Origin of the sequence: Pseudoalteromonas sp. SR43-2, from assembly GCF_014163885.1 — a bacterium.
GTDB classification, from domain to species: domain Bacteria; phylum Pseudomonadota; class Gammaproteobacteria; order Enterobacterales; family Alteromonadaceae; genus Pseudoalteromonas; species Pseudoalteromonas distincta.
Window position 1 is genome coordinate 1 of sequence record NZ_JACJED010000023.1, and the last position, 18,081, is coordinate 18,081.

An 18,081-nucleotide genomic window follows, 5' to 3' on the forward strand; every position below is an offset into this window, starting at 1 on the left:
ATTACGTAGCTTATTTATCTGTAATAAAAAAGCATGTTGTATGAGCTCATAGTTAGTATTTTATGACTGTATGAGTATAATGCACGCGGTATTATTTAATTTATACACTGAATTTTCTAACCAAATAGTTGTTACCGAGGAGGACACTAGATGCAAGTTGCATTAGTAGGGTTAGGCGTTATGGGAAAAAATCTTGCCCTAAACTTGATTGAAAAAGGGATAACGCTAGTCGCTTATGATAAAAACCCACATGCGGGTGAAGAGTTACTAAGTTGTGCCAAATCACAAGGCATGGCTGATAGGCTTCACATTGTCTCTGATTTAAGTGACATGGTAAGGCGTTTAGAGGCACCTCGTTCTATTTTATTACTTGTTCCTGCTGGTGAGTTAGTTGATACAGTTTGTAATGAACTTGTAGAGGCCGGCGTTAATTGTGACGATATGATAGTCGATTGCGGTAATAGTAATTATAAAGATGGTATAACGCGTAAACTCAAATACCAAAATAAATTTGAATTTGCCACTATGGGAATTTCTGGCGGTGCAGAAGGCGCTCGTCATGGTCCTGCAATGATGGCAAGTGGTTCTGAAGGTGGTTGGGAACGTATTGAGCCATGGTTTGAAAAAGTAGCTGCTAGCTATAATGGCGACTCATGTTTTGCACGTGTTGGCCAATCAGCAAGTGGTCATTTTGTAAAAATGGTTCACAACGGTATTGAATACGCACTGATGCAACTTATTGCAGAAGTGTACCAATTACTTCGTTTAGGTACTAATCGTTCTCCACAAGAAGTAGCTGAGATATTTAATGACTGGTCAGAAGGTCAATTAAATAGTTACTTACTGTCTATTTCTAGCCATATATTGTCACTTGAAAATCATAATAATGTACCGCTTGCGGACTTAATTGATAATAAAGTTGGCGCTAAAGGTACTGGTCTTTGGACTGCGCAAAATGCACTAGAGCTTGGTATTGCTGTCCCTTCACTTGTTGCTGCTGTTCAAGCTCGTCATTTAACTAATGCATGTAACACAACGGCTGCACAAGAGATGACATATGCATCTAAATCAACGAACAATGTTGAAATTGATTTAGAAGAGCTAAAAGACGCGTTCTTACTTGCAAGCTTACTTGCGTATCGTCAAGGTTTAGCGCTAATTAAAGGTGCATCACGTACTCATCAGTGGAAAGTAGATTTATCTAAAACGCTTCAAACATGGCGCGCTGGTTGTATAATCCGTGCTGATTACCTTGATAGCGTTGCACAAGGTGTTGAATTTATTGACACTCTTGAAAAAGAGTCTAACTCTTTGCGAAAAATTACCGGTCAAGCAATAATGACTGGTTTAGCATTCCCTGTATTGGGAGCTACACAAACGTATTTAGCAACATTAACTACACCGAGTAATGGGCATTTAGTTCAAGCCCAGCGTGATTACTTTGGTGAGCACGGCATAAAAACCCACAGTGGTGAAATGTGTCATTTAACTGATTTAGTAGATATAGACGCTAAAGTTAGATAAAAAACAGTTGTTTAAAACGATAAAGGCACGCTATTTAGCGTGCCTTTTGTATTTTTAGCCCGTAAAAATTAACGGCTTAACTCACCACGTAAGTTATCTTGCATTAAATGACGAATCGTTTCGACTTCAAGATTTTGGCTAAATAAATAATGTAACTTAGTTAAACATGCTTCAAGGGTCATATCATACCCACTTATTACACCAATATTTAATAGCGCATTACCTGTTGCATAGCCACCCATGTTTACATGACCTTTTAAACACTGAGTTAAGTTAACAATTACGACGCCACGTTTACTTGCTTCTTCGAGTATTGACAAAAAGCTCGGATCTTGTGGTGCATTACCTACACCAAAGCTCAGTAGCACCAGTGATTTAATATTGCCATTGACCAAGCTTTTAACTACCTCTTGGCTAATGCCAGGATACAAATAAAGCACCCCGATAGGTTGAGGTGTAATTGGTGTAACTTGCAGCTCATTTTCAACATATGGGCTAAGCTGACCCTTAATAAGTTGAATATTAATACCTGATAACGCTAAGGGGTCTAGATTAGGCGAGGCAAAAGCATTAAACCCATCCGCGTGTGCTTTAGTTGCTCTATTACCTCTAAACAGTTGGTTATTAAAGAAGAGACTTACTTCAGCAATAGGATAATTTGCAGCTAAATACATGGCATTAAGTAAGTTTACTTGGCCATCAGAACGTAATTGTGAGAGCGGAATTTGTGAGCCGGTTATAATCACAGGTTTAGTCAAATTTTCGAACATAAATGACAGCGCTGAGGCTGTATACGCCATAGTATCAGTGCCATGGAGCACCACAAAACCATCATAATCTTGGTATTTATCTTTGATATCATTAGCAATAAGTTGCCAATGCTCTGGAGACATGTCTGAAGAATCTATAAGAGGGCAGTATTCGTGAATATCAAACAAAGGCATTTCATCACGATTAAATTCTGCGTTATTAACTACGGTTTCTGTTAAAAAACCTTCAGCCGGAATATAGCCTCGACTCGATTTTTTCATACCTATAGTACCGCCAGTATAAGCGATATAAATGCGTTTACGTTTCATAAAAAAAGCCCAGTAAAAAAACTGGGCCTAGTATAACGTTAAGCAGCTTTAAATACAGCTGATTAGGTGAAGCTATGCACTTTTATTGTGCAACGTTACACACTAAACAGCGTGCGTATACACCTTGTGGATCGTTGTAATCCTTAAGGTTTTCAACTTCAGTACTTAATTGGTTAATAACACTTTGTAAATTAGCTTGTGTTGCTAACACAGATGTTTTTTGTGTTTGCAAACCAAGCATAGATTTAATAGACGCATTACCAAAAATGTTTTGAATCATTTTTTCTTGCGAGCTTAAATCTTGTTTAATAGTTTTAACTTCATAATGATTAAGCTTGGCAAGTGCAGCCGCGGCTTCAATCGCACCTTGTTTGTCGCCTAGCTTATCAACCAAACCTAGTTCAAGTGCTTGAGATGCAATCCATACACGGCCTTGGGCAATTTTGTCAACCTGCTCAGGCGTCATATTACGCGCATCAGCAACAACATTTAAAAAGCGACCGTATGCTTCCTCAACGTTCATTTGAATTACTTGACCCATCTTTTCATTTAGTGGACGAGTGATAGAAAAGCCAGCCATTTCGGTTGTTGCAACGCCATCTGAATAAACACCAATTTTCGATAAGGTTTTCTCAAATGTCATAAACGTACCAAATACACCAATTGAGCCTGTAATTGTACTTGGTGCTGCCCAAATTTCGTTTGCAGCAGAGGCAATCCAATAACCACCTGATGCAGCCACAGAACTCATTGAAGCAATAACAGGTTTACCAGCAGCCTTAAGGGCTAATACTTCAGCACGAATAACTTCAGAGGCAAACATACTACCGCCACCAGAGTCTATACGTAGTACAACCGCTTTAACTTTATCATCCAGGCGTGCTTTACGAAGTAGGGCAGCTGTAGAGTCACCCCCAATTTCGCCCGCTTTACGCTCACCATCAACAATCGTACCTTTAGCAACAACTACCGCTACTTTTTCGGTAATAGGGTTATCAATTTCAATAGGCGGTTTAATTAAGCTTAAGTATTCACGAAATGAAACTTGCTTAAATGTCTTACCATCTTCTTGTGTGCCCACTAAATCAATTAATTGTTTGCGAACTTGCTGATTTGTTTTTAAAGAGTCAACCCACTGGTGATCAAGTGCATATTTACCTGCATCGCCATCGGCAGCTTTCATTTTTTCTAGATATACGTCCATTGTTTCGTCAAAATTTGACTCATCAAACGGGCGAACAGCGGCAACATCTTGTTTGTATTCGCTCCAAAGAGCGCCTAACCAAACGCGGTTAGCTTCTTTAGCTGCATCGGACATGTCGTTACGAATAAAAGGTTCTACTGCTGACTTAAATGTACCAACACGGAAAATATGCTGCGTTACTTCAAGCTTTTCAAGTGCATCTTTAAAGTAAAGCGGGTACATGCCATAACCTTCAATACCTACGCTGCCGTATGGGTGCATAGCTATTTCGTCAGCATGCGATGCAATATAGTATTGTGCTTGAGTATAGTAATAACCCGATGCAATTACTTTTTTGCCAGCTTGCTTGAAGGCATCAATAGCCTTTGTAATTTGCTTAAGTTTATTTAAATGTGCTTTAGGCATCTCTTGTAAATCAAGCAATATCACCGTGATACGATCGTCTTTAGTCGCTTCGTTTATTACTTCAACAATATCGTCGAGTAATATTTCGCTTGGTGCTTCAGAACCAGAAGTTGCATCACTAATTGCGGCTTCAACTGGGTCTATATATGTTTTCTCTTCAACAATAGGGCCATTTAAGTTAAGCCTAAGTACAGAGCCATTTTCAACTATTATTTGATCATCGTCACTTGAGAGTGACACAAAGAAAACAATTACCAGTAATAAAAACAAAATGTTTAGTATTAAGCGACGAGAAAAATTAATTCCAGCCCAAATACCTTTAAATACCTTTGCTATCAAAATAGCTCCTTAATTTGGTACAGTTAATACATTAGTCCCATCTTAGCCTAGAATAAAAATAAATTTAACTGCTAAATCGTAACGAAGTGTTTATGAACCTATATAAACGTAAGTTTTTACTGCTATTTTTAATTAAATGCATGCACATATTGCTTATTACTTGCCATTAAAGCAGAATTAGCTAATGTATACAGGTTAGACCAGTTAACGGGGCACAAGATGTTAGAACAACAATTACAACTAAAACACACACAATTACGTAACCGCTTGGTTATGGGCTCAATGCATACAGGTCTTGAAGAGGGCTGGCATAATCGCAAACGCTTACGCGCATTTTATGAAGCACGTGCAAAAGGTGGCACCGCAATGTTAATTACAGGCGGATACAGCCCTAATTTACGTGGCAAGCTAACACCTATTTCTTCCTCATTTAATAGCTATTACGATGTGTTTAAGCATCGGGCTTACACAGATGCTGTGCATAAACACGGTGGAAAAATTTGTTTGCAATTATTACATGCTGGACGTTATGCATACCATCCTTTCAATCAAGCACCAAGTGCAATAAAAGCACCTATTAATCCTTATAAACCTAAAGCGATGTCGCTTGGCTCGATTAAAAAAACAATTAAAGACTTTGCGCATTCTGCCTATATGGCTGAAAAAGCCGGCTACGATGGCGTAGAAGTCATGGGTTCTGAAGGGTATTTGATTAATGAGTTTATGGCGCCGCACACCAATAAACGTGATGATGAGTTTGGTGGCAGCTTAGAAAATAGAATGCGACTTGCACTTGAAATAGTTAAAGCTGTAAGAGCAAAAGTATCTGAAAAATTCTTAATTATTTTTAGATTGTCGGTCATTGATTTGATTCCAAACGGTTCAACACCAGAGGAAGTTGTTATTCAAGCTACCGAACTTGAAAAAGCGGGTGTTGATATATTTAACACTGGTATTGGTTGGCACGAAGCGCGTGTACCGACTATTGCGAGTATGGTGCCACCGGGTGCATTTAAAGAAGCATCAAAGCGTTTAAAAGACGTAGTTAATGCCCCTGTGATTGCTGTTAACCGAATTAATACTCCAGAAATTGCTAACGATATTTTAAATGCAGGCGAGGCTGATTTAATTTCGATGGCACGTCCATTATTAGCTGATCCTGAGTTTTTTAATAAGTACGTAAACAATCAATCTAAACAAATCAATATTTGTATTGGCTGTAACCAGGGTTGTCTAGATCACGTATTTAAAAATAAACGTGCTACGTGTTTAGTTAATCCACAAGCTGCATTTGAGCTAGATTACCCGCTAGAGCAAGCAGCTAAAGCTAAAAATGTATTAGTTGTCGGTGCAGGTCCTGCTGGTTTATCAGCAAGTTGTTACTTGGCTCAAAAAGGGCATAACGTCACGTTAATTGATCAAAAATCGCAAATGGGCGGCCAATTTAATTTAGCCATGCAGATACCGGGTAAAGAAGACTTTAACCATACACTTACTTACTTCACTAATGAGCTCGAGCGATTAAAAGTAACTGTGGAGCTTAGTAAAGCTTACGACGATTCAATGCTTAAAGATTATGATGATATTGTTTTTGCAACAGGCGTTAGGCCGCGTGAAGCCTCTATTAAATGTAGTGATGATAAGCGTGTGTTTGCTTATGACGAAGTCATACGCGGCGAAGTTGAATTGGGCAAATCAATCGCTATTTTAGGTGCTGGCGGTATTGGTTTTGATATGGTTGCTTTTTTAAGTGAACATAAATCACAATCTATTAGCGAGTTTAAAACGCAATGGGGGATTGAGTGTGAAGCACAACCTCATAAAGATGAGCGCCAATTGTATATGTTAAAACGCAGTTCGGGTCGTTTTGGTAGTGAGCTTGGTAAAACCACTGGTTGGATACATCGCCAAGTTGCTAAACAGCATGGTGTTAAACAAATTGCTGAGTGCCAATATCAAAGTTTTGATAAAAATGGGTTAACAATTAATGTTGCTGGAGAAGTTCAAGTACTGCCGGTAGATACTGTTATTGCGTGTATTGGTCAGGTTTCCAATAGCGAAGTGCTAGAAGGTTACACAGATATCGCAAAAGTGCATGTGATAGGCGGAGCCAAATTGGCTGCTGCAATTGATGCTAAACGCGCTATTTTTGAAGCCCTACAAGTGGCGAGAAGTATTTAACCTTTGTAAATAAATTGAAATGGTTTATCAATTTATACGGTCTTTGTTGTTTGTAGTCTATAACTTAATAAACATTGAACACACAGGATACGCATGAATAAACTAATCAGTTTTTATAACATAATATTGGGTAAACTATCGTTTTTAGATGGTTTACCTGCTTTACTATTTCGCTTGATTTTAGCTCCTGTTATGATCATCGCAGGTTATAACAAACTTGCTATAAGCACTGAAACAGAAGGCTTTCTAAATAATTTTTTAGCATCGCCTGATGTCGTTCAATGGTTTGGTAATAGTGAATGGGGTTTAGGCTTACCGTTTCCTGATTTACTAGCTTTCTTAGCTGGATGGAGTGAATTTTTAGGTGGTTGGTTGTTATTATTTGGCCTTTTAACTCGCTTAGTCAGTATCCCGCTTATGTTCACAATGGTTGTAGCGGCTACTTCAGTACATTGGCATAACGGGTGGTTTGCAATAGCGCCGACTAATCCAGAAACAAGTGCTGCGCAAGTACTTGATTGGCTATCTATCCCTGGTGCAAAAGAAAGCCTCGAAAACTCATTAGAAGTACAAGACAGGATAGGGAAAATTCGAGGCTTAGTTGAAGAGCACGGCTTTCCTGATTACCTATACGAAAAAGGTAAACCATCTATTTTAAATAATGGCATAGAATTTTCGGCAATTTATTTTGCTATGCTCCTAAGTTTATTTTTTATGGGCGGTGGGCGTTTTGTTAGTATTGATTACTGGTTAAAGCGAAACGTTATAAAAAAATAACGCATTAAATGTATTTTATTAACGGCTGCATAGTTGACCCTTTGCGGCCGTTTTGCATTTTTAATTTCTCGGTATTTATTATTTAAGGTTTTAAATGTTACTCTATCGTTTTGAATTTTGAGGAATCGTTATGAACGCTATCGAGCTTTTACTTACCCGCCAATCAGACTCTAAACTAACAGAGCCGGGTCCTACGCCTGAGCAGCTCGACATAATTAAGCAAGCAGCATTACGTGTTCCTGATCATGGATGTATAGCACCGTGGCAGTTCATCATTGCTCAAGGTGATGCACGCAATAAACTGGGTGAAATTTACCATCAAAGTGCAGTGGCAGAGCAACAGACAGAAAAAGTAATTAACCGTGCTAAAGAGCTTCCCCTTCGTGCGCCTATGATTGTAATAGCAATCGCTAAATATCAAGAACACCCAAAAGTTCCTCGTATCGAGCAAGTACAAAGTGCAGGCTGTAGTGTATTAGCAATGCAACAAGCTGCATTTGCTCAAGGTTTAGGTGGTGTTTGGCGCACAGGTTACTTTGCACAAAGTAGAGCAGTCAAAAAAGCGCTTAACTTACATGAGCAAGATGAAATTGTAGGGTACTTATACATAGGTACTCCTCAAGTCGAGTGTAAAAAGTCACCTCGCCATAAACCAGAACATTATTTTAGTAATTTGTGAATAGTATGAACTTTATGCAATTTGTATAGTCATAATTCATTAAGGTTACCAAGAGTAATATAAAAGAGTTAGTGGTTTGGCTGTGAGAAGCGCTTGGAAGCACAAAAGTTAATAATTCTTCTTCAGTTTGTTTTTTAATCGGTTGTTTTTTGATACATTATGGAAAGTCTTAATAAAAATAACGATAAAGAAGACGAAAACAATGGGAAATTTATTTTTACAGGAAAAAGAAAACTGGCTTGCGTGGTCAATTTGGGGAATTGTTGGTGCTTTTGTAACCTTGTATGTTGCAATGAGTACAAATGCAGCGCATTTTATAGCAGGCTCTGCAATAGGAATGCTAATACTGTTAACTTTGTGGATGCAACAGTCTAAACGTTTTGACTTTGGACGGGCATTTAAAGTGTGTTGTTATGTTCTAGCGCTAAGTGTACTCCCCGCTTTTATGTTTGTAATAGTGCCAAGTGATGATTTAAATCGGTTTGACTTAATTTTTCAAAGTGTAACATTCACGGCACTGAGTTTATTGGCTTGTTTGATTTGTTCTTGGATTGCTCGCAGGCCCAAACAATATTACTGAGTATTGAATTAATAAGCGTGTTGCAGTAAATAGCTTAACAAAAGAGCAATGTGACTTGTTTTTAATCGTTTAATTATTATTTATGATTAATTTATATTTAGCTCTTTACAAGTAACACGTTTAACCATATTATTCGCGCCGTACGGAGAGATGGCAGAGTGGTCGAATGCACCGGTCTTGAAAACCGGCATGGGTTTATAGCCCATCTAGGGTTCAAATCCCTATCTCTCCACCATTATTTAAAAAAACCGCCTTATAGGCGGTTTTTTGCTTTGTGGAGTTTAATTAATGACTAAAGCAACGAACCTATCAACCTCACAGCAATTAATAAAACATCTTTTATTATGGGTGGTATTTGGTTACTGCTATCAAAGTGCTATTAGCTTGTTGGCAAAAATGGCGGTCGACGCACAACCAGAATATCCATTAATTACCGCTTTTGCTTATGGTCTTGGTTTTAATATTTTGGCTGCCCATCTTATTACTAAATATGATAAACATTGGCCAGTAATTGGCTCTGCTTTTATTGGTTTAGTAGGCTTAGTTGCAGTGCCATTTTTATTGTCTGGTGAATCTGGATTATTAGCTATTCCTTTACTTGTTGGAATTTTATTCACTTTACCGCTTTGTAGTTATATTGTTGGCCTAATTAAGCTAAAACTCAGCAAAAACTAGCCCCAAACGGGGTTTATTTTGTGATAGCATATACGTGTCTTTTAACTAACAAAACGTGAAAAACACATTATGTCAGATAATTTTACTACAGATGCTGAAAAAGCAAGTTACGGTATTGGCTTACAAATGGGTGAGCAACTTAAGTCTAATCCTTTTGAAGGCTTAAACCTAAATTCAGTATTTGAAGGCATGAAAGATGCGTACGCTGGTAGCGCATTTCAAGTTGAGATCCCTGAGATTCAAGCTGCATTCGAAAAGATTAACGAAGAGATCCAAGCTCGTCGTGAAGAAGAATCTAAAGTACTTTCTGCCGAAGGTATTGCATTCTTAGAAGAAAACGCAAAACGTCCTGAAATCACAGTAACTGAGTCTGGTCTTCAATACGAAGTACTAGCGACTGGCGAAGGCGAAAAGCCAACAGCTGAGTCTACAGTACGTGTTGATTACCACGGTACACTAATTAACGGTACTGTGTTTGATAGCTCATACGAGCGCGGTCAACCAGCTGAATTTCCAGTTGGTGGCGTGATCAAAGGCTGGACTGAAGCATTACAAATGATGCCTGTAGGTACTAAATGGCGTATCTACGTTCCTCATGAGCTTGCTTATGGTGAACGTGGCGCAGGTGCTGCAATCGCACCTTTCTCAACGCTTGTATTTGATGTTGAACTACACGAAATCATTTCTTAATTTAAATAAACTTTAAAATTAAGAGTTTAAAAAGCCGTATTCAATCTGAATACGGCTTTTTTGTGTCTGTAATCTAAGTGTTTTATACCAATTCGATTAATTAAGTGATCTACTTTACGCTCAGAAAATTGGGTTGATAACAAGGCAAAAGCTTTTTTAACTAATTGTTATCACTAATTGCTCCTGCATTGCTCTACCTTTTGCATCCATGCAGTCGTATATCATAATTTTTACGCAGTTAGTGCAAAGTTTAATCCCTTGAATTGATCAAGTATTATTGCCGATCGATATTATATATTCTAAAAATAAAAAAACCGCATTAATAAAATGCGGTTTATAAACTAAAACTACTTTTAATTATTAAAAATAGCCACGAACACCAAAGCGGAAGTTTCTGCCTGGTAGTGGTGCTTTATCTTTAATAAATGAGCTATGTACAAAACCTAACTCATCAGTAATGTTATCAACGTTTATATACAGCTGTGCATCGATACTGCCTAAACCTAATTGGTAATTAGCTTGTGCATCAAATAACGTATAGCCATCAGTTTGAGTTTCAAAGGCAGTTACATCGTTTTGATCAAAGTAATGAGTACCCGTTAATGTTAGTTGTAAGTCACCTAAATCGTACTGTAACTCAGAGCCTAATTTATTGGCAGGGATACGTGGTAAATTACCTTCGTCGTCTTTTAGTTTTGCACGAGTTGAGTCACCAAATACTTTAACCATAGCGCTTGGTGTTACTTGGTAATGCGCGTCAAACTCAATTCCATAAAGCTCTGCGTCTTTACTTGTAAACTGATAAACCGCAACAGCATCGTCATGTGCACCAATAGCTGATTCTAAACCATCTTCTTCATCGTAAACTAAACCCGTATTTTCTTGAAAATAAAAGTTTTTGATATCGTTATAGAAAAAGTTAACGGTGTAACCAAAATCACCGCTAAAGCGTCTAAAGCTTAAATCTAAGTTTGTTGAAGTTTCCTGCTTGATATTTTCTGGCTCAAAATGCGCTTCATTATCTTCAATATTGTAACCAAGGCCTAGCTCGTACGTGCCAGTTGCAATGTGTAGACCGTTAGATAAAAGTTCTGCCGAAAGCGGTGCTCGTTCTGAATGAGAAATACTCGTAGCGATACTATGACCCGGCTTGTATTGCCAAATGGCACCAGCAGAGGCACTTAAATTGGTAAAACTTTCATTATACCCAATGGTTTCTTCGTCGCTGTGATCTATTTCTACTTCATCGTGGCTATGCTCGTGTGCCGTGATTTGGCTTTCAATTTTGTAATCTTCAACACGTGCGCCAAGTTCAATTGTAACGTCGCCAAATTCACGCTCTTCTAGTAAATATAATGCGTTAGTTGTAGTTACACTCGCGGGTGTAAATGCTTCTTCACCAATTGCATCGTAGTCAGAATCGCTGTAGTGATAGCCCATCATTCCGTGCCAATCAGCAAATTTATGCTCTACATTTAAACGTGCTTCAGTCGTTTTATTTTTAAAAGTAGTACCAATTTCGCCATCTTCAATTTCGCTGTGCGAGTAATCTGTATAGCCAACACGTAGGTTGATGGTTTCAATCCAGTTATTATGAAGGGCGTAACTTACAAGCCCTTGCCAGCGGTCTTGCTCTAAATGTGCGTAAACTGGCTCTTCAGCTGCTTCATCTTCATGTTCTGCATGCTCTTCTTCAGTTTCACCTTCGTGATCGTGATCGTGATGATGCTCATGCCCAGGAATACCGTAATCAGTATCAATGCTACCGTATGAAAAACCAATCGTTAAATGATCGCCAACATAGCTGGTACCAAAGTTAAGTGTTTCGCTATCAATAAATGTGTTTTCTACAGAATTCTCTGTTTCTACATCGCCATCATCGTCGGCAATAGTAAAGGTAGGTGTTTGGTAATCATCGCCACTGCGCTTAGTGCCATCAAAATGAAAGTTAAAGCCTTCATTACCTGTTTCAAGTTTTGCAGCTACTGTGTTTGAGTTTGACACTGTATCGTGGCTGTATTCAGCAGCACCCGTAAGCTCGTCGATATTGTCTGTAGGGATGCGGTTATCAACCACGTTAACAACACCACCAATTGCACCAGAGCCATAAAGTAGGGTACTTGGGCCACGTAATACTTCAATTTGTTCTGCTGCTAGGCTATCGCTTGATGTTGCGTGGTCTGGGCCAATGCGTGATGCATCGCTGGCATCTAATCCATTTTGTGTGATTTTAACGCGAGGGCCATCTAAACCACGAATAATTGGGCTTGATGATACAGGGCCAAAGTAACTGGCATTTACGCCAGGTAAACCTTTTAGAGTTTCACCAAGAGTTGGTTTTGATTTATTTCTTAATTCATCACCTGAGAGCACGCTTACTGGCGATATCATCTCGAGGCTATTTTTATGAAGTGCAGAGGCATAAACAACCACTGTCTCAACTGATGTTGGTTTAAGTGACACAGACAGATTATTTGAAGATTCGCTTACAGCTATACGAGAGTCTACGTAGTTGTCTTTACTAATATGTAATTGGCTATTTGCATCGATTTCTATAGCAAATTCGCCTAAATCATTACTTTTAACGCTTTGGTTTTTGCCATGCACATGAATTGAGGCATTTTTAATTGGTTGATTTTTATCATCCATTACTTTACCAGTAACAGTGGCAGCCAAAGCTGATTGAGAACATAAAACAGAAAAAATAGCAGAGGAGATTAATGTTAACTTTGTCATGGATATATTGGTTCGCGGTTATTATGTTGTGATATAATATAACACCGCAAAATCAGTGAATCAACAATGTTATAGTATAACTTTGTGTTTTGCGATGAATGATCTAAAAATGACGATTAAACCAATTTTATAAAAATTATAATAATAGGTATGTTAATTGAAATACCTATTTATTTAAGTGCGAGACTCATAGCGCTGCAGGTTTATCTGGGTATTTAAGAGCGGCTATCTATCATTATCAAATCTAGTTTATGCTGCGCTCTTGTCTGGTTTGTTATATCTATAGATTCAATCATTTCGCATTCGTCGCGGATCATCTCTGAAATAAGGCTAGGGTAGTGACGGCAGTCTTCTGGACGGTCAAGGTAAATACTGCAGGTATACATATTTTTAGCGAGAGGCTCCTTTTTAGGCGTAATTTCTAAAAATGGGCACACTTGAAGTCTTAAGCCTGTTTTTGGGTCAAACCAAATTTCGTTGTTTTTAACGTACTCATAAATTTCGGGGTTAAAGAGCTCCCATAAATCTATTTCCTCTTTCGTTGCGCTTAAATCGCCGCCGCCATATTTAATACAGCATTTACCACACTGGTTGCATTCTTTCATAATTTGCTAATTTAGTTGGCTGTTAACGAGTTTAAGTTAGTTATTAGTGTAGCACCAAATTTATTATTAACGCTCTACTGAATTTACCCATCCTTTAATTTTTGGGTGTGTAAACAATAGTTAGATACAATAACTTAAGTTAAAACCCTTTGTTACATTTTATATAGTACAGGCTTTATTTAATGCTTTACTCTAAGGTGGCGAAAAATATTATGAAACCTAATTGGCAGCTATGTAGTTATTAAATGTTGCTGAGCGGGATCCCTAAGTAGGATGTAATTATGAAAGAAGCTGTTACTAAGTTAAAAACGGAATTTAATGCAAAGTTATTATATTGGAACAACCTCAAAAGTAGCAAAGCCAAAGCGGCAATCATCTTATTATTTATAGTTGTCATTGCACTTAAAGTGTTTACGACCATCTTTACGTTGGATTGGGTTTCGAGTTTATTCGGTGTATGAGGTTACCAAGAGTAATTGCGATAAAGTTTAATCACAGAGTGTTTAACGCCTACGCGATGTTCATTATTAATGTATTATTACGCTATACACCAAATTAAATAAATCAGTTGTTTAAATACGTTTTATAATGACTGTAATGATACATTTTAGCTAAATTGAGTGAGTAAATGAGTTTAGCTGCATTAAAGGATAACCAGTGATGATGAATACAAAAGTATATAAAGCGGTACATGATCTAGCAGAAGATTTAATGGCGGCGGCTAACAAAAATAACCGTGAAAAGTTTGAGTCGTTATTTGCTCAATTAAAAGCTATTTGTATTGAAAACGAAAACACCTCAAAAGATCACCCTGTACAATGGGAAACTTTAGCTGATTTTACCGAAGAGTTAGAAGAGGCAATTACTACTTACGAAAAAGCATTAGAAAAGTCGATTGCGATTAATAACAAAGATCACATGTCGTCGGTTTCTTTTTCAATGGCTACATTACAGCTTGAGCTTGGACAAAAAGATGAAGCTATTAAAAACCTTCAAAATGCTAAAGTCAGCGCCAATAAAATTGAAGACAAAGAGCTTAAAGCTGAAATACACGACCTACTAGAGTCGCTTATTGAAGAAGAAGGTTAAATACATAAAAGCATAACTTATCCATATTAAATGTGATTTTTGTGGATTTAGCTTGAGCTTAATAAAGCGCTGATGGTTTCTAGCCTCAGCGCTTTTTTATGTTCGCTATAAATACTAAACCAAAAGGAAAGGCTTATTATTGAGCTAGCTTATTCATAAAATCGACAATGTACTTTGCAATTTCTACTGGTTTTTCTTCAACGCTAAAGTGCCCTGAATCGAGTAAATGCAGTTCAGCGTTCGGTACATCTTTTAAGTATGCTTTAGCGCCTTCGGCTATAAACGCAGGGTCGTTTTTACCCCATATGATTAACGTTGGTGGTTGGTACTTGCGTAAATAAGCTTGCCACTTTGGATAGTCGAGAAGGTTGTTGTAGTAATCTTGTAGCAATTGCACTTGAATTACTCTATCGGCTTTGGTTTGTAAAAAGTGAAGATCATGCGTCCAGCTATCTGGGCTCATCACTTCTGGGTTACTTTGTACGTCTCGTAAATACTGCTTATTAATAATGGCTTGTTCAGACGTGAACGAATAAATTTTATCTTGCTGAGCTTTCGAACTATCTTCATTCGCGGCTTTAAAAAATGCTTGCCTCGGTAGGGTTAGCCCCTCTAAATACGCATTACCATTTTGTACAATAAGTGCATCAAGTTTATTAGGATTATTTAACAACATTCTAAAGCCTACAGGTGCTCCAAAGTCTTGTATATATAGGCTGTAGCGCTTTATTTTAAGCGTTGTTAGTAACCCTTCAACGTATTGAGCTAGTAATTCAAAAGTATATTTTTGAGTTTCTGGGTTTGGGCGTTCGCTGTATCCTGAGCCTAAATAATCGGGTGCAATTACATGATAACGACCTGATAAAAGCGGGATCAATTCTCGGTAGCTGTGTGAAGACGACGGATAGCCATGTAAAAGCACAATGGTTTGCTTATGCTGCGCGCCAGCTTCTCGGTAAAATATCTTTTTACCGTTTACATTTGCATATTTGTAAGCGGTTTTTGAAGGCCATACAGCATCAGCGGCATATACCTGAGCGGTAAGCGTAGACATTGAAACTAATAAAAACACAATAAATGAGACGATGTGAGCAGGTTTTACTTTAAGGCTTTTTTGTATATCTGGGGGCATAAGTAAACTCGTTATTTTTGGTAATGACGCTTTATTAATTTACTAGACCTATTATTTACACATTTATATTCAGATAATAACGTTGTAGTTTCACAGCAAAGAAGTGTACAGCAGGAGTAAGTGAAGCTTTGGACCTTACAAGATACTGATGAGCCAACAGTGGGCTAGGGCGTTAGCTCTTATTGGCCGCTTTTTTGTATTTGAAATAGCTTATTAAATAAACGGCTATTGGAATCGTTGGGCTTAAAAATATGTGAGGATGGAAATAGATACCACGTTCGTCATATAGAAACACATATAACACGAGCGCAAACGTTGAAGGTAAGGGGAAGATTATTGCACCGTGCCCAACAGCAGCAAATAGTGTCCACGAGAAAACACTAGGCCAAATCACTGCTCTGATGTAAGCACCTTTATTAGTCGCTTTAGCCTTTTTAGCGTAATTACGTGAAACAAAATAAGATATTACCGTTGGAAACAAAGTTAAAATGATACTTAGCAGTATAAGCATAGTGATTCAATTCCTTTTGATATTATTTGCATAACTCAGTTTTTCACAATGTGTTAATTGGTTTGAGTTAATAGCGTTTTTAAAGCAGCAATTTGCTTAATTTCATCAGCTGTTAATGCTTGATATAACCTAGGATAGGGCCAACCATAGCCCCATCTGAAAGTCGATGCTATATAAGGACTGCCACCAAATCGAACTCCAACAAGCATAAGGTTTGCTATACTCGTTTCGCCGGCTTCAATAACACACTGTTGCAAGGCTTTATCTGCTTCTAAACGTTGCCAATAAGTGCCACCTTGCCAGTAGGCGTAGTCGTGCGCTTTGCAACATGCAAGCCACAACTTTTTATCTTTTGTGGTGCCATCCGGAAAAGCACTACAGCCATCTGATGTGAACGGTTTTATATTTTCAGCATTTACTGTATTACTTAATATGACCAGTAAGACAATAAGACTGAAACGTATTACTTTCATGTGAAAGAGTGTATTAATAAAATTATACATGATTTTAAGTGTTACTATTTTAGTTACAAATAATAACACTTTAAAAAGTATATAAAAGGTTTTTACTGTTTATAGACCGCTGATGCCTATATGATAATTTTGATTAAGCGCTTTTTGTTTAGATATTCTATGCGTTCTATTTTCTTAGCTAGTTGCGAGGTGTTAATAGTAAAAGTGCTAGTTAAAAGATTTACTGCAATATTAGGTTACTGTTTACACATGGTGTGTTGCATTTGTACTTTAGGAGATAAGCTGTGCTAAAACAGATAGAAAATTGGATTGACGCTACAAATTTAAAATACACCAGTCAAAAAGTGAGTTGTGATAAATTCAGTAATGAATTTTATGGGTTTTATTCTAGCGAGTTTTTAAAAAACGCGTATTACGTTGTTGTAGACCAAATACCAAAGCCAGACTTTGCGGGTCTGCGAGAAATGGGTCTAGGTGATTTTGTCGATATGGACGCGGCGGGTATAACGTATAAAAATACCTATTATCTACTTCCTGAGGTTGCAAAAGATTTGAGGGTTCATTTTCATGAGCTTGTGCATGTAGCGCAGTGGCTTAAACTTGGTCCAGACGCGTTTATGATGCGTTACATTAGTGAAATCTAACATGTAGGATACAATGACGCTCCGCTTGAAAAAATGGCATATGCCCTGGATACGCAATTTGCAAGTAAAGGCAATAAAATAGACGTGCTTAGGCACGTAGCCCAAACGCTGTAACTCAATTTTAGGTTTAAAGGAGTTTATATGTACAGAATTATTGGGTGCTTACTTACTTTAGCGTGTATTAATAGTAATGCAGCATCGTTTGAAGAAGATATTGTTTCAGCTCTGCTTGAGCGTACAACTCATGATGTGACTTACGACGGCGCTTATCGCTCTATTGGCTACCCTGGTGGGGATGTACCTAAAAATATAGGTGTGTGCACCGATGTAATAATTAGAAGTTATAGAAAGTTAGGTGTTGATTTACAGAAACTCGTACATGAAGACATGCAAAAAAACTTTGCGCTGTATCCATCTAAACGTATTTGGGGCTTAACTAAGCCTGATAAAAATATAGATCACCGACGTGTTCCAAATTTACAAGCTTACTTTGAGCGCCATGCAAACGTATTGAGTATATCCAACAAAGTGAGTGATTATAAAACCGGCGATATAATAACGTGGATGTTACCAGGTAATTTACCTCATATAGGTATGGTGATCAATGAGTTATCTCAAGATACGGGTAACCCACTTATTGTGCATAATATAGGGCGTGGTCCGCAAAAAAGCGATATGCTTTTTGATTATAAAATTACCGGACATTACCGGTTCGTTCCACACTATTGATAAGTTTAATAAACGATAGATGTAAGTAT

The 18,081-nt window shown here is 37.8% G+C and carries 16 protein-coding genes, 1 tRNA gene and 1 pseudogene; 12 read left to right on the forward strand and 6 right to left on the reverse strand.

Features of this window, described 5'->3' with window-relative positions; translation table 11 throughout:
* Positions 1-150 precede the first annotated feature (150 nt).
* Positions 151-1,524: an NADP-dependent phosphogluconate dehydrogenase gene (gene gndA / locus H5120_RS16990; RefSeq protein ID WP_039489817.1), complete on the forward strand. Its 1,374-nt coding sequence runs from the start codon at positions 151-153 to the stop codon at positions 1,522-1,524.
* A 68-nt stretch (positions 1,525-1,592) separates the two neighbouring features.
* On the opposite strand, the gene ansA is transcribed toward gndA, so the two are convergent.
* A complete protein-coding gene (gene ansA / locus H5120_RS16995) occupies positions 1,593-2,603 on the reverse strand; it encodes an asparaginase (protein WP_182675584.1) in 1,011 nt (336 codons plus the stop codon).
* Between the two features lie 82 nt (positions 2,604-2,685).
* Entirely contained in the window at positions 2,686-4,551 is a 1,866-nt protein-coding gene (gene sppA / locus H5120_RS17000) for a signal peptide peptidase SppA (protein ID WP_039489813.1), read from the reverse strand.
* Positions 4,552-4,770: 219 nt separating this feature from the next.
* On the opposite strand from sppA, the gene H5120_RS17005 reads away from it, so the two are divergent.
* From H5120_RS17005 to H5120_RS17035, 7 genes are all read left to right on the forward strand, one after another.
* Positions 4,771-6,732 carry an FAD-dependent oxidoreductase gene (locus tag H5120_RS17005; protein WP_182675585.1) on the forward strand — a complete coding sequence of 654 codons (1,962 nt, stop codon included), beginning with the start codon at positions 4,771-4,773 and terminating at the stop codon, positions 6,730-6,732.
* 93 nt (positions 6,733-6,825) lie between these two features.
* Complete coding sequence (locus tag H5120_RS17010) at positions 6,826-7,509, forward strand: DoxX family protein (RefSeq protein WP_182675586.1); 684 nt, start codon at positions 6,826-6,828, stop codon at positions 7,507-7,509.
* A 130-nt stretch (positions 7,510-7,639) separates the two neighbouring features.
* Positions 7,640-8,188, forward strand: a complete 549-nt coding sequence (locus H5120_RS17015; protein ID WP_138489000.1) for an NAD(P)H nitroreductase — start codon at positions 7,640-7,642, stop codon at positions 8,186-8,188.
* 202 nt (positions 8,189-8,390) lie between these two features.
* On the forward strand, positions 8,391-8,768 hold the full coding sequence (locus H5120_RS17020) for a hypothetical protein (protein ID WP_002962892.1): 378 nt from the start codon (positions 8,391-8,393) through the stop codon (positions 8,766-8,768).
* A gap of 144 nt (positions 8,769-8,912) precedes the next feature.
* Positions 8,913-9,003 (forward strand) — tRNA-Ser (locus tag H5120_RS17025).
* A gap of 53 nt (positions 9,004-9,056) precedes the next feature.
* Complete coding sequence (locus H5120_RS17030; protein WP_002962891.1) at positions 9,057-9,443, forward strand: hypothetical protein; 387 nt, start codon at positions 9,057-9,059, stop codon at positions 9,441-9,443.
* A gap of 69 nt (positions 9,444-9,512) precedes the next feature.
* A complete protein-coding gene (locus tag H5120_RS17035) occupies positions 9,513-10,133 on the forward strand; it encodes an FKBP-type peptidyl-prolyl cis-trans isomerase (protein WP_002962890.1) in 621 nt (206 codons plus the stop codon).
* Positions 10,134-10,493: 360 nt separating this feature from the next.
* Here the strand turns inward: H5120_RS17035 and H5120_RS17040 are convergent, their stop codons facing one another.
* Together H5120_RS17040 and H5120_RS17045 are read right to left on the reverse strand one after the other, a co-directional pair.
* Entirely contained in the window at positions 10,494-12,869 is a 2,376-nt protein-coding gene (locus tag H5120_RS17040) for a TonB-dependent receptor (RefSeq protein WP_182675587.1), read from the reverse strand.
* Between the two features lie 215 nt (positions 12,870-13,084).
* The gene (locus tag H5120_RS17045; protein ID WP_182675588.1) at positions 13,085-13,474 is read right to left on the reverse strand and encodes a YkgJ family cysteine cluster protein; all 390 of its coding nucleotides are present in this window, start codon (positions 13,472-13,474) and stop codon (positions 13,085-13,087) included.
* Between the two features lie 281 nt (positions 13,475-13,755).
* Between H5120_RS17045 and H5120_RS17050 the strand changes: the two genes are divergently transcribed.
* Both H5120_RS17050 and H5120_RS17055 read left to right on the forward strand, forming a co-directional pair.
* Positions 13,756-13,935, forward strand: coding sequence for a hypothetical protein (locus H5120_RS17050; protein ID WP_182675589.1), 180 nt, complete (start codon positions 13,756-13,758; stop codon positions 13,933-13,935).
* Between the two features lie 199 nt (positions 13,936-14,134).
* Positions 14,135-14,563, forward strand: a complete 429-nt coding sequence (locus H5120_RS17055) for a hypothetical protein (RefSeq protein WP_007586178.1) — start codon at positions 14,135-14,137, stop codon at positions 14,561-14,563.
* A gap of 136 nt (positions 14,564-14,699) precedes the next feature.
* Here the strand turns inward: H5120_RS17055 and H5120_RS17060 are convergent, their stop codons facing one another.
* Together H5120_RS17060 and H5120_RS17065 are read right to left on the reverse strand one after the other, a co-directional pair.
* On the reverse strand, positions 14,700-15,695 hold the full coding sequence (locus H5120_RS17060; RefSeq protein WP_182675590.1) for an alpha/beta fold hydrolase: 996 nt from the start codon (positions 15,693-15,695) through the stop codon (positions 14,700-14,702).
* A 564-nt stretch (positions 15,696-16,259) separates the two neighbouring features.
* A complete protein-coding gene (locus H5120_RS17065; RefSeq protein WP_182675591.1) occupies positions 16,260-16,679 on the reverse strand; it encodes a hypothetical protein in 420 nt (139 codons plus the stop codon).
* 284 nt (positions 16,680-16,963) lie between these two features.
* Between H5120_RS17065 and H5120_RS20250 the strand changes: the two are divergent.
* Both H5120_RS20250 and H5120_RS17075 read left to right on the forward strand, forming a co-directional pair.
* Positions 16,964-17,437: pseudogene (locus tag H5120_RS20250) on the forward strand (hypothetical protein).
* Between the two features lie 27 nt (positions 17,438-17,464).
* Positions 17,465-18,052 carry a DUF1287 domain-containing protein gene (locus H5120_RS17075; protein ID WP_182675592.1) on the forward strand — a complete coding sequence of 196 codons (588 nt, stop codon included), beginning with the start codon at positions 17,465-17,467 and terminating at the stop codon, positions 18,050-18,052.
* Positions 18,053-18,081 lie beyond the last annotated feature (29 nt).